This is a genomic window from Paenibacillus sp. 1-8 (assembly GCF_056316205.1).
The window spans coordinates 176,101-188,721 of sequence record NZ_CM149995.1 but is presented as its reverse complement, the minus strand read 5'-3'; the positions used below and the strand labels follow the sequence as shown (position 1 = coordinate 188,721).

Genomic DNA, 12,621 nt, shown 5'->3' with positions numbered 1-12,621 from the left:
ATTGGTTTATAGAAAGAGCGATATGCTCATTTTGAAACTGACGAGATAAAATATCTCTTTTTGCTCCAGCTCCGTTCAGCCTTACAGCATGTCCGAAACCTTCGCGGTTCACTCACTCGTTGTTCAGTTTTCAAAGATCAAACCTTCATATTCTCTTGCTTTGTTTCACCACCGCATCTCAGCGGCGACTTGATTAATATAACATACATTCGGGATTTAAGTCAACACTTTTTTAAAATTATTTTTCAATTTCATTTCAGCGTTGTTCTCACAAAAAAATTCCCGGGCTTTAAGGGCCGAGAATTAATGTATCATATAATTGAATTGGTCGTCAACTATATTTTAAAACAAAAGCATATTTTGCTTTGCCCTTACGCGAAAGCTCACATACAATCAATCCTTTTCCTTGATTAAACTCTATACACACTCACATTGCCTGTCCAAACAATATCATTTTCAATCCCAGTAAAAGCGCGATTCCAGGCACTCCCAAAACCGTTACGGCTCCCATCGTTACCGGATTAATCGGGATATACACCTGCGTGACCCAACCCGAATAATTAATGACATACAGTGCAATTGCCGCCAGAGCCATATGTGCTCCAAATACAGTAAGCCAGCCGATACCCAGACGTTTTTTGAGGATTAGATATGACAGCACCACAACGCAAGCAATCAGAACAAGCCAGACAGCACCTCTCATTCGGCCCTCCGTTTATGAACACGGTCTGCGTCATTGGCATACCCCGGTTCGTCTGCGGGCAGGTGGAAACGATGTAACCCTTGCTGTTTGGCACATTTTAAATGTATCTGATATTTACGCTCCGCAGCTTCCAGAACAAAAATAGCATAGTCGATTTCGTCCTCGCCTGTAGCTTCATGAAATAACCGATGCGCTCTTAACCATTCTGCGTGCGAAGCCCGAATCTGAGCAAACAACTCCTGACGATACTCTGCCTCCGATTTGCCGTGCTCTTGTCGACGAAAATTTTGCTTCACCCGTTCCCACATCCATTCATCCTCCTCACAAGCTGAATTATGTGCACAGTCTGTAAGACTACCTTATTCATACTTATTTAACAGAGGACAAACTTAGAACAAGAACTGCCCATACCAGCCCTATCATCACAAAATAAAAAGGAGCCATAACGGCTCCCCATTGTGTCGAGACAATCCATACGATTTATCGACACTAAAAATATCTATAACATATACATGTACTTATTAGTTCAGCTCTCTGCGGCCTTCCAGCGCTTTGGACAGTGTTACCTCATCGGCATACTCCAAATCCCCGCCTACCGGCAATCCGTGAGCAATACGAGTAACCTTGATTTCAAAAGGACGTACCAGCCTGGAAATGTACATGGCCGTCGCTTCTCCTTCAATGTTCGGATTCGTAGCCAAGATCAGCTCTTTGATGCGTTCATCACTAAGTCTGTTCAATAATTCCTTGAGCTTGATATCCTCAGGACCAATTCCCTCCATAGGAGAGATTGCCCCATGAAGCACATGGTAAAATCCGTTAAACTCCTTGGTGCGCTCCATAGCTACCAGATCCTTGGAATCCTGAACAACACAAATGACGGAAGCATCCCTCGTCTTATCCTGACAGATCCGACAAGGGTCCGTGTCCGTAATATTGCCGCAGACGGAACAGAAGTGAAGATTGCGTTTCACATTGACCAGCGCTTTGGCAAAATCAATCACATCGTCTTCCTTCATTTTCAGTACGTGAAAAGCCAACCGGGCAGCCGTCTTCGGCCCCACTCCCGGCAGACGCGTAAATGCATCAATCAGCTTTGCAATCGGCTCCGGATAATACAATAGTGTGTTTCTCCTTTATGCACAGTCTAGAACAAGCCTGGAATCTTCATACCGCCTGTAAATTTACCCATATCATCATTAGCCAGTTCATCTGCTTTGGACAAAGCATCGTTGACCGCAGTCAACACGAGATCTTGCAGCATTTCCACATCATCAGGATCTACAGCCTCCGGTTTGATGGTGATGGAAAGCACTTTTTTATGTCCGTTTACCTCTACAGTCACAACACCGCCACCGGAAGTACCTTCAATTACTTTTCCGCCAAGCTCCTCTTGGGCTTTCAGCATTTGCTCCTGCATTTTTTTCACTTGCTTCATCATTTGGTTCATATTGTTCATTTCAATCATCTCCTTTAATGAAGTATACATCCAGACACTTTGATTTTAATCCTTTATAACTACCAGATCTTCCCCAAAAAGTTCAATAGCCTCATCAATCCAGGGCTCCTTGGACTTTCCCGGCACGTCAAGCTCCTGCTCCAGTTGGAATTCTTCGGCAGGCTGGTCGGGAACTCCTTCAATCGCAGCATTCCAATCCTTTTGCATCATCGTCACCAGACGATAGGGATGGCCCAACTGTTCGTGCAGAACCTTCTCAATGACCTGCTTGTTGGCAGGCTTTTCAGTAGTTTCACGGTGAATGTTATTCTTAAACGCCACGAGCACGCTATCCTCTAATACAGACACAGGCTCGCCGTCCATAAACCATGCATGAACTGTGACTTTCGCTTCTTTGACTCCCTGCAAAATTTGGCTCCACTTACGCCCCGCAGCCGCAAATGCCTCTCCCGACTTCTCGGCGATATAGCGATCCAACTGGGAAGGGAGCTTGGCTGGCGCAGAAATCCGCGGAGCGGGAGCGCGCCCTCCGGGGGCCTGACGGCTCCCCGACGATGCATCCTGCCCTGCCCCGGCAGCCAATCCGCCTTGCAACGCACGTTCCAGCTTCTTCTCCAGCTCGGCAAGCTGGCGCTTCAAAACGGCTACATCTTCTTGGTTGGCAGCAGCAGCGCCGGAATGCTGTGCGGTCGGCTGAGCAGCAGCTCCAGCTTGCCCAGGAATGCTGCACAACTTCAATAGAGCTACCTCAAACAAGGTTTGCGGCTGAACGGCATACTTCATCTCGCTCTGATAGCGATTAAGCGTGTCAATCATGCTAAAGAGCTGCTCCTTGGTAAAAGCTTCTGCCACTTCCTTGAACTGCTCCGGCTCCAGCACGCGCTCTGTCATTTTAGTTGCCTGCGGCACCATCTTAATCATAAGCAGATCCCTGAAATAGTACAGCAGATTTTCCATGCATTTATCTGCGCTTTTACCTTCTTGCATAAAGTTCTCAATCATTTGAAGTACTGTGCCGACATCTTCTTTCAGCAATGCCAAGGCAAGCTTACCGAATTGTTCAGACGCAATACCTCCCGTCATATCCAGCACTTGCTGATAAGTAACCCGACCGTCTGTAAACGAAGATATCTGATCCAGAACGCTAAGTGCATCCCGCATTCCGCCATCTGACAGACGCGCAATGTATTGTAATGCGTCCGAATCAGCCTCTATGTTCTCCTGTCGACATATAAGGTCAAGCCGTTCTGTCTGCTCCTCTAGCGATACCCGCCGGAAGTCAAAACGCTGACAACGCGAAATGATCGTCGCTGGAATCCGGTGCGGTTCTGTCGTAGCCAATATGAACATCACGTGTGGCGGCGGCTCTTCCAGCGTCTTAAGCAACGCATTGAACGCTTCCGTCGTCAGCATGTGCACTTCATCGATGATATAAACCTTGTGCCGTACTTCCGTCGGCGCATATTTGACTTTATCGCGCAAATCACGAATCTCTTCAACGCCCCGGTTGGAGGCTGCGTCAATCTCCTGTACATCCATGACCGCTCCCGCCGTGATCCGTTTACAGGCTTCGCATTCGTTGCAAGGCTCCGGCGCCGGTCCATGCTCACAGTTAATTGCCTTGGCCAAAATTTTGGCGGCACTCGTCTTACCCGTTCCTCGCGGACCGCTGAACAGGTAGGCATGGGACGTGCGATTTTCGCGGATGGCATTCTGCAATGTCTGGATAATATGCTGTTGTCCTACCATGTCCTTGAACGACTGAGGCCGCCAAGCACGGTACAACGCTATATGTTCCAATGCGCGTTACCCTCTTTCCCATTCACTTTCATGAACATTAATGTTCACTTCATTATACTATACTCCCGTCCGAATCTAAACCGGACACCTTCCAATTTATAAACACAAAAAAACATCTTCGCAATGACTGCCAAGATGTTCTAATTCCCAATATATACCGTGCACCTGTTATTGATCGTTGTGATCCGAGCGGCAATCCTGAACAACAACTCGGGCTAGGCCACCCTCCGGCACAAGAGTGGACCTGCTTATGGCTGCTTCCTTCCGGACCTGACCAGGTTCACAAGTACTCATTGCGGAGGACCCAACCGTCAACATTGTGCGCAGGGACCAGCCTCACATCAACAACACCTCTAACAGGAATTCAACCTCGCTATAGCGGATTGCGAGTTACAGGGCACCGCTACCTCCCCATCTAGCACGGTGAAAATAAGTATATCTCAAGGCCGCACAAAATGCAAACATCCACAACAAAAAGAGCCCTCTGCAATAGCAGAAGGCTCTAATAACTTTATAACCTGCGGTAATCGATTAGATACCGTATTTCTTCTTGAAACGATCCACACGGCCGCCAGCATCAAGGAATTTCTGCTTCCCTGTGAAGAATGGGTGGCAAGCGGAGCAAATCTCCACGCGCAGAGAACCTTTCACAGAACCGGTTTCGAACGTATTTCCGCAAGCACAAGTGACATTAGTTACGTTAAATTTCGGTTGAATAGCTTGTTGCATTGAACTTTCACCTCTTTCCGCCCTGAACGTCCTATCAGCCCAGAGTTGTATGAACACATGTTCACATTATAGCACCTGGATATGAGCGTTTCAACAACTCTTTTGTGTATCCAAAAATGGCGTAAAACAAGTGTAGTTCAACCCGCTATTGACCGTTTTAGGCCTTGGCAAATTTGGGACGCGCCAGCCCTTGAGGCGGTACGTGGGTGTAGGACCCGATAACAACATCAGGCAGTTCCTCCCGGTAAATCTCAAGCATTTGCTTCATACCAAGAATCTCTCCCTGGGCAGGTGGAATCAGCTCCAGATAGCTTTCAGGATCAATATTCAGGTTGCGCATCTGAATAAGCTTGAGCTTGGTGCGTTTGGCAAACTCAATCATCGCTTCGATTTCTTCCTCACGGTCTGTCACACCCGGAAAAATCAAATAGTTAATCGACGTATATACACCTTGCTCGGAAGCATAACGAAGTGATTTTTCCACATTGGCTAACGTGTAGCCACGCGGCTTGTAATACGCATTGTAGTGGTCGTCCAGTGCGCTAATCGTGCTGACCCGCATCAGATCAAGCCCGGCATCTACAATACCCCGGATATGATCGTTCAAGCCTGCATTCGTATTGATATTAATGTATCCCATATCTGTAACGGAACGGACCTCTTTGATCGAATCAATAATCAACTTGGCTTGAGTAGAAGGCTCCCCTTCACACCCTTGGCCAAAGCTAATAATGGACTCCGGTGTTTTCAAATGCTCCAGCATGACTTCCACAATCTCATCGACACGAGGGCGGAAGTTCATTCTCGTCTGAGGGGATACAAAACCACTGTCATCCGGCTGTTCGGATATGCAGCCAAAGCATCCGGCATTACAAGAATAAGATACCGGAACTCCACCCTCCCAGCGATTCAGGAACGTGTTCGAGGAAGTAAGACACTCATAGCCTAATGCACAGTTGGACAAATGTTGGTACAGCCGATTTTCCGGGTACTGCTCTGTCATCCGCTGCACGCCCTGTTTCACCTCGTGGCGGTCACAGTTTTCCGGATTCCATTTAGACGGATTATCACTCCGCTCTGCCGTTACATAGAAGGCTCCATCTTTCCAGACCACGGCCGAATAGCCGAACAAGGGGAGCTTATACTCCTTATCGGTCTTCACATACCCTGGCAGGCACAAGCGTGTAAAGCCTTGAGGTAACAAGGCCCCCACTGCCTGCATATCGCCTGGCAAGGAAACCATTTCCCCGGATTCAGGGTTCATACCAACCGGGCGTGTGTTGGGCAGACTTACCAGCGTAGCTCCTTCCGGTAGCGGAATAAGCTCGTCTTCCATGATTTCGACAATCATGTCCGCACTGCGGGCAAGCCCAAACAAAGAAGCATGATCATATACATTGCCTTTTTCGTCGGCATACACCAAATACATTGTAGAGCTCCTTTCGTTCCGTCAAGCGCACGCCTGAAACAATTCGAACCGTGACGGCTGCGTGCTTGAGGAACAGACAAATACCTATCGTGGAAATTACGTTTATCCATAGGCTGATCATTGTTATTGAGGGTAGTTATATTGCTGGCTTTAGTTGGTTGAAGCTGGAACCGATGCTGCGGTGGAACGCGTGGTTCTCCGTTGCGGAGTGCTTGAGCTGCTTTGTGATCCACTGGACGGTGCCGTTGTATCAAACGAGGCCAAAAACTCTGCGTTGTTGCTGCTGTTACGTAACTTTTTTAGGAAGCCTTCCACAAAATCGTGGCTTTCCGTCATATTTTTACGAATGGCCCAAATGGTATCCAATTCTTCCTTGCCTAACAACATTTCCTCACGCCGGGTACCGGAGCGACGAATATCAATAGCCGGGAATATGCGGCGTTCCGCAAGCTTGCGGTCCAAATGAAGCTCCATATTGCCTGTACTTTTAAACTCTTCATAGATAATGTCATCCATCCGCGATCCCGTATCAATGAGCGCCGTGGCCAAAATGGTAAGACTTCCACCCTCTTCCACATTCCGCGCCGCACCAAAAAAACGTTTTGGACGGTGGAAGGCCCCTGGATCAATACCCCCACTAAGCGTACGACCGGAAGCTGGAATAACCAGGTTGTAGGCACGCGCAAGACGAGTAATGCTATCCAACAGGATAACCACGTCTTTTTTATGCTCTACGAGGCGAAGGGCACGCTCTAGAACCAATTCCACTACCTTGATATGGTTCTCAGGCAGTTCATCAAAAGTGGAAGCAACAACTTCACCTTTAACAGAACGCTGCATGTCGGTCACTTCTTCCGGACGTTCATCAATCAACAAGACAAACAGCTCAATCTCGGGATTGTTGGTAGAAATGCTATTGGCAATTTCTTTGAGGAGAAGTGTCTTACCAGCTTTGGGAGGTGCCACAATGAGTCCACGCTGTCCAAGTCCGACAGGGGCCAATATATCCATTATTCTCGTAGACAAATTATTGGGGGTAGTTTCAAGAACTAACTTGGTTTGTGGATAAAGTGCAGTCAGTGCGGGAAAGTGTAGCCGCTCAGCAGCTTGTTCAGGACTTCTTCCATTGACGGCGTTAACTTGAAGCAATCCAAAATAACGTTCATTTTCTTTCGGAGTCCGGCATTTACCGGATACTAGATCGCCCGTTCTCAAGTCAAACTTGCGGATTTGTGAAGCAGAGATGTAAATATCTTCGGTACTCGGGAGATAATTAATCGGCCTCAGAAAGCCGTACCCTTCAGGAAGTATTTCCAGAACCCCCTGCATAAACATCAATCCGCTCTTCTCGGCTTGTGCACGCAGGATGGCAAAAACTAATTCTTTCTTCTTGAGCGTTCCGTAGTACGGGATCTGGTATTGCTTGGCCAGCTTGTACAGATCGGTCAGCTTCATTTCTTCCAGATCGGAAATTTGCAGATCCATATAATAACCACCTATTCAATTATTAAGTCCATTCAAAACTAAATGATAGACAATGACATCATAAACACCATTAACATAATTTTAACCAAAACAAATAAAGTTATGCAGCCGTCTGCTTGGATTATACCGAATTATTCCGGTTTTCCGATAAAAGATTGTTAGGTATGAACCTATATCTTGTATCATGCAACGGCTGCATAGAGCCTATCCATTCTATTGTTCATCCGTTCCGGATGTTCAAAAAATGTAAGAAGCTTGTTATTCTGTCTGCCGCCATACGTCCGCGCCCAAAAGACGCAGATTGGAGACGAGATGATCATAACCACGGTCGATGTATTCGACACCTGACACCTCGGTTACGCCTTCACTTACCGTAAGTCCGGCAATGACAAGCGCAGCACCAGCACGCAGATCGGCCGCTTTGACTTTAGCCGCATTTAGCTTGCCGCCCTCAATAATAGCCGAACGACCTTCCACGCGGATTTTAGCCCCCATTCGCACAAGTTCAGGGACGTGTTTAAAACGATTGCTATACACAAAATCGCTCAGTACACTGACTCCTTGCGCCTGCGTAAGCAAGCTGGTCATAGGAGATTGCAAGTCTGTGGCGAAGCCGGGGTAAATTAAGGCTTTAACATCAACATGCTCATATGAAGGCGAGCCCAGAACACGAATACTTTCGTCATATTCCTCTATACCGATACCCATTTCCTGCATTTTTGCAGTCAGGGCCTCCATATGCTTGGGAATTACGTTGTCAATTAAAACATTACCACGAGTAGCCGCAGCAGCAATCATATATGTGCCCGCTTGTATGCGGTCAGGTATGATGGAGTGACGGCAGCCATGTAGCTCGGACACGCCTTCAATCCGGATCGTTTCCGTTCCGGCGCCCTTAATAATGGCTCCCATGGAGTTCAACAAGGTTGCTACATCTATAATCTCAGGCTCTTTAGCCGCATTTTCGATAATTGTGGCGCCTTTGGCACGTGCGGCCGCCAGCATAATGTTAATCGTAGCTCCTACACTGCTGACATCCAAATAAATCTTGGTACCGCGCAGCTCTTTGGCATGCAAATGAATAGCACCGTGCTCGTTCGTAACCGTAGCACCCAGTGCTTCAAAACCTTTGATATGCTGATCAATGGGCCGAGGTTCAAAATTGCACCCTCCTGGCAAACCGATGATCGCTTCCTTGAATCTGCCTAGCATGGCTCCCATCATATAATAGGATGCTCGTAATTTCTTAACAGGTCCATTCGGCATGGGAATGGATTTAATGGAGGATGGATCTATTCTCATCTGGCTGCCTTCCCAGGCAACGGTTGCACCAAGTTCCTCCAGTATTTCGGAATACACCGCCACATCACTCAACAGCGGCAAATTGTCCAAAATGACTTCCGACTCTGCCAGAATGGCGGCGGGAATCAAGGCGATGGCACTGTTTTTGGCACCGCTGATGGAAACTGTACCTTGAAGCGGCCGTCCACCGGTGATCATCAATTTTTCCATAAGCTTGAGGGTCCCCCTACTTGTTTTGCAGTCGGTCAAATAATAAACTTTCAACTTTTTGGTGGTTAAAATGGAAAGACACCGGCTAAGCGGTGTGCTTTCCAAGCCAAACTATTCAACTGAACAGATTCAAATCTTCTGTGCAGAAATACAATTACAATCAAGAAATACATTGAACCATGCAGGTGCACGGTAAATCAACTTATTCTTACGCTTGGTTGTTGGAACCAAACTCACGGATTTTACCGATAACGGTTTGTTTAATCGCTTCACGACCTGGAGCGATAAATGTACGTGGGTCATAAGCATCCGGTTTCTCAGCAAGCACTTCACGAACCACTTTCGCGAACACGATTTGGTTCTCTGTGTTTACATTGATTTTGGAAGTTCCCAGCGAGATTGCTTTTTTGATGTCATGCGTTGGGATACCAGTACCACCATGCAGAACGAGTGGAAGTTTGATTGCATTGCAGATCTCTTCCATTTCTTTGAAGCCAAGGTTCGGCTCGCCTTTGTAAGGTCCGTGAACGGAACCCAGTGCAGGAGCCAGTGTGTCGATACCTGTTTCGTTAACGATACGCAGACAGTCGTCAAGCTTCGCGTACATTACGTCACCTACAACATCATCCTCTTGACCGCCAACCATTCCAACTTCAGCTTCAACGGAAACGCCTTTGGAATGTGCATATTCAACGACTTTTTTCGTCGTTTCAATATTTTTGTCGATTGGGCTGTGGGAATCGTCAATCATAACAGATGTGAAACCAGCATCAATGGCTTCTTTACATTTTTCAAAGCTGGAACCGTGGTCCAAATGGATCGCAACCGGAACCGTAATCTTCATGTCATGAATAAGTCCTTCTACCATTTTAACAACAGTGTAGAAACCGCCCATGTGACGTGCTGCGCCTTCAGATACGCCCAGGATTACCGGGGATTTTTCTTCTTCAGCAGCGCCCAGAATAGCTTGAGTCCACTCCAGATTGTTAATGTTGTACTGACCTACCGCGTATTTTCCTTCAAGTGCTTTGTTCAACATGTCTGTCATAGATACCAATGGCATGGTTACAGTCCTCCTAAGGGTGTTTGGGTTTGTCTATATTTTAGCCGACATCACATACGGGCTTATTATACCACAACCCATATTAAATACTAAACAAGCTTTTGCACATCAACACATACGAAAATCACGCCCAGGACGCCGTTTTTTCATAGAATTGTATAAGGAGAGGATTTACTTTCAGTATTTCCCATAAACACAAACAAAAAACCCTGTTGTGTTAACAGAGTTTTCAACCAAAGTGACTCGTTTCATCACCCCTGAGTTGCTTGTTTACGGCGATTCGCATTTCATCAATATCAAAGGGCTTGGTAAAGTGCATGAGTGCTCCCAGCTCCGTCGCCTCTTTAATCATGTCCAGTTCTCCATAAGCTGTCATCATAATAACCTTGATATCGGGATTCATGGTCTTTAGATGCTTCAAGATTTCAAGTCCGTCCATACCCGGAATTTTCATATCGAGCAAAACCAGATCAGGCGGTTCCTTTTCAACAATTTCAAGTGCAATTTTTCCGTTTGCTGCCTGAAAGGTCTCGTAACCCTCACTTCCGAACACTTCCATCAGCAAAATTCGTATTCCATTCTGGTCATCGACGATTAACACTTTTTTCTTTTCCAATGTCTTAACCTCCTAAGATCTTAAAACGAGGATCATGCAGCTATTGCCATAACAGCGTCCGATGACGTACAATATCCGTCCCATACCCTAAACTATATTCGCTCCTGCAAAAAGAAAATCCTTCTCTTATACATAATTGTGGAATATTCTTTCATAATCAGGAAGCGTGGAATGAAAAAAAGACCTCCCTGAGGAGGTCTTACAGGCCGCAGCATTAGCCTTGAAGCTGCAATGCTGCCTTAACAAATTCACGGAACAACGGCTGTGGACGGTTCGGACGGGAAGTAAATTCCGGATGGAATTGTACCGCCAGGAACCATGGATGCTCAGGAAGCTCCACGATTTCCACCAAACGTCCGTCCGGTGAAGTACCGGAAATGCGAAGACCTGCTTTTTCAATAACTTCACGATATTCGTTATTGAATTCATACCGATGACGGTGTCTTTCATATACCAGTTCATCGTTGTAACAAGCCGAAGCCAGCGAACCTTCCGTCAGTTTGCACGGATACAATCCGAGACGCATCGTGCCGCCCATATCTTCGATGTCCTTTTGGTCAGGCAGCAAGTCGATGACCGGGTAATCCGTAGCCGGGTTGATTTCCGAGCTGTTGGCTCCTTCGAGACCAGCCAGAGAACGTGCAACCTCAATGACAGATACCTGCATGCCAAGACAAATACCGAAGAACGGGATTTTCTGTTCGCGTGCATAACGGATGGTGCTGATTTTACCTTCAATTCCGCGATCGCCGAAGCCACCAGGTACGAGAATACCGCTAATGCCGCCCAGCATGTCCGCTACGTTCTCGTCGGTTACTTCTTCTGCGTTCACCCAACGGATTTTCACATCTGCATTGGCATCAAATCCAGCGTGTGAAAGGGATTCGACCACACTTAAATAAGCATCATGCAGTGCAACATATTTACCAACAATAGCAATTTCAACCGTTTTATCCAGCTTTCTGATCCGTTCAACAAGCCCTTCCCACTCCGTCATATCTGGTGCAGGTGTTGTCAGCTTGAGGTGATTGACTACGATCTCGTCCAAGCCTTCTTCACGCAGGTTCAGTGGAACCTCGTACAAGGTCGACGCATCGCGGCATTCTACTACTGCGTTAGCATCAATATCGCAGAACAGCGCGATTTTGGCCTTCATATCGGAGGAAAGTTCATGCTCTGTACGGCAAACAATGACATTCGGCTGAATGCCGATGCTGCGCAGTTCTTTTACACTGTGCTGAGTTGGTTTGGTTTTAACCTCACCAGCAGCTTTAATATAAGGAATGAGGGTTACGTGAATGTACATTACATTCTCGCGTCCAACCTCACTTTTGAGCTGACGGATAGCTTCCAAAAATGGCAAGCTCTCGATATCGCCCACGGTACCGCCGATTTCTGTGATAATTACGTCCGAACCCGCTTCACGGCCTGCACGATATACGCGCTCCTTGATTTCGTTCGTAATATGAGGAATAACCTGCACCGTACCGCCCAAATACTCCCCGCGACGCTCTTTGCTGATTACGCTGGAGTATACCTTGCCTGTCGTGACATTGCTGTTCTTGGACAGATTAATATCAATAAAGCGCTCATAGTGTCCCAAGTCAAGGTCCGTTTCCGCACCATCATCCGTTACAAACACTTCACCGTGCTGGTAAGGACTCATCGTACCCGGATCGACATTCAGGTAAGGATCGAATTTTTGAATCGTTACCTTCAGTCCCCTGTTCTTCAAAAGCCTCCCCAGTGAAGCTGCCGTAATCCCTTTGCCCAAGGAAGACACAACCCCGCCTGTCACAAAAATATACTTTGTCACTGTTTAAAA

Annotated in this window: 12 protein-coding genes and 1 other RNA gene; all 13 read right to left on the bottom strand. The window is 47.0% G+C overall.

All coding sequences use genetic code 11. The annotated features are described in order from the left end of the window. Nucleotides 1-427: 427 nt before the first annotated feature. The gene (locus AC0WRU_RS00790; RefSeq protein WP_025683202.1) at nucleotides 428-703 is read right to left on the bottom strand and encodes a pro-sigmaK processing inhibitor BofA family protein; all 276 of its coding nucleotides are present in this window, start codon (nucleotides 701-703) and stop codon (nucleotides 428-430) included. Further along, complete coding sequence (locus AC0WRU_RS00785; RefSeq protein WP_025683201.1) at nucleotides 700-1,011, bottom strand: DUF2508 family protein; 312 nt, start codon at nucleotides 1,009-1,011, stop codon at nucleotides 700-702. The genes AC0WRU_RS00790 and AC0WRU_RS00785 overlap by 4 nt, the downstream gene beginning before the upstream one ends. 213 nt (nucleotides 1,012-1,224) lie before the next feature. Further along, nucleotides 1,225-1,824: a recombination mediator RecR gene (recR, locus tag AC0WRU_RS00780; protein WP_025683200.1), complete on the bottom strand. Its 600-nt coding sequence runs from the start codon at nucleotides 1,822-1,824 to the stop codon at nucleotides 1,225-1,227. Between the two features lie 26 nt (nucleotides 1,825-1,850). Continuing rightward, a complete protein-coding gene (locus tag AC0WRU_RS00775; RefSeq protein ID WP_013308226.1) occupies nucleotides 1,851-2,162 on the bottom strand; it encodes a YbaB/EbfC family nucleoid-associated protein in 312 nt (103 codons plus the stop codon). A gap of 45 nt (nucleotides 2,163-2,207) precedes the next feature. Continuing rightward, the gene (dnaX, locus tag AC0WRU_RS00770; protein WP_476126851.1) at nucleotides 2,208-3,962 is read right to left on the bottom strand and encodes a DNA polymerase III subunit gamma/tau; all 1,755 of its coding nucleotides are present in this window, start codon (nucleotides 3,960-3,962) and stop codon (nucleotides 2,208-2,210) included. Nucleotides 3,963-4,119: 157 nt separating this feature from the next. Further along, nucleotides 4,120-4,386: signal recognition particle sRNA large type (ffs, locus tag AC0WRU_RS00765), an RNA gene on the bottom strand. 107 nt (nucleotides 4,387-4,493) lie between these two features. Beyond that, a complete protein-coding gene (rpmE, locus tag AC0WRU_RS00760) occupies nucleotides 4,494-4,691 on the bottom strand; it encodes a 50S ribosomal protein L31 (RefSeq protein ID WP_134911660.1) in 198 nt (65 codons plus the stop codon). A 157-nt stretch (nucleotides 4,692-4,848) separates the two neighbouring features. Further along, nucleotides 4,849-6,120: a radical SAM family protein gene (locus AC0WRU_RS00755; RefSeq protein ID WP_476126850.1), complete on the bottom strand. Its 1,272-nt coding sequence runs from the start codon at nucleotides 6,118-6,120 to the stop codon at nucleotides 4,849-4,851. Nucleotides 6,121-6,270: 150 nt separating this feature from the next. Continuing rightward, on the bottom strand, nucleotides 6,271-7,605 hold the full coding sequence (gene rho / locus AC0WRU_RS00750) for a transcription termination factor Rho (RefSeq protein WP_025683196.1): 1,335 nt from the start codon (nucleotides 7,603-7,605) through the stop codon (nucleotides 6,271-6,273). Nucleotides 7,606-7,863: 258 nt separating this feature from the next. After that, nucleotides 7,864-9,117, bottom strand: coding sequence for a UDP-N-acetylglucosamine 1-carboxyvinyltransferase (locus AC0WRU_RS00745; protein ID WP_025683194.1), 1,254 nt, complete (start codon nucleotides 9,115-9,117; stop codon nucleotides 7,864-7,866). Nucleotides 9,118-9,325: 208 nt separating this feature from the next. Further along, the gene (gene fba / locus AC0WRU_RS00740; protein ID WP_025683193.1) at nucleotides 9,326-10,180 is read right to left on the bottom strand and encodes a class II fructose-1,6-bisphosphate aldolase; all 855 of its coding nucleotides are present in this window, start codon (nucleotides 10,178-10,180) and stop codon (nucleotides 9,326-9,328) included. Nucleotides 10,181-10,409: 229 nt separating this feature from the next. Further along, on the bottom strand, nucleotides 10,410-10,796 hold the full coding sequence (locus AC0WRU_RS00735) for a response regulator (RefSeq protein WP_025683192.1): 387 nt from the start codon (nucleotides 10,794-10,796) through the stop codon (nucleotides 10,410-10,412). A 214-nt stretch (nucleotides 10,797-11,010) separates the two neighbouring features. Next, entirely contained in the window at nucleotides 11,011-12,612 is a 1,602-nt protein-coding gene (locus AC0WRU_RS00730; RefSeq protein ID WP_025683191.1) for a CTP synthase, read from the bottom strand. Nucleotides 12,613-12,621 lie beyond the last annotated feature (9 nt).

Bases quoted from the DNA above. Each gene is read 5' to 3' on its own strand.
- AC0WRU_RS00790 (WP_025683202.1), bottom strand. From the start codon at position 703: ATGAGAGGTGCTGTCTGGCTTGTTCTGATTGCTTGCGTTGTGGTGCTG.
- AC0WRU_RS00785 (WP_025683201.1), bottom strand. From the start codon at position 1,011: ATGTGGGAACGGGTGAAGCAAAATTTTCGTCGACAAGAGCACGGCAAA.
- AC0WRU_RS00775 (WP_013308226.1), bottom strand. From the start codon at position 2,162: ATGAACAATATGAACCAAATGATGAAGCAAGTGAAAAAAATGCAGGAG.
- rpmE (WP_134911660.1), bottom strand. From the start codon at position 4,691: ATGCAACAAGCTATTCAACCGAAATTTAACGTAACTAATGTCACTTGT.
- AC0WRU_RS00755 (WP_476126850.1), bottom strand. From the start codon at position 6,120: ATGTATTTGGTGTATGCCGACGAAAAAGGCAATGTATATGATCATGCT.
- rho (WP_025683196.1), bottom strand. From the start codon at position 7,605: ATGGATCTGCAAATTTCCGATCTGGAAGAAATGAAGCTGACCGATCTG.
- AC0WRU_RS00745 (WP_025683194.1), bottom strand. From the start codon at position 9,117: ATGGAAAAATTGATGATCACCGGTGGACGGCCGCTTCAAGGTACAGTT.
- fba (WP_025683193.1), bottom strand. From the start codon at position 10,180: ATGCCATTGGTATCTATGACAGACATGTTGAACAAAGCACTTGAAGGA.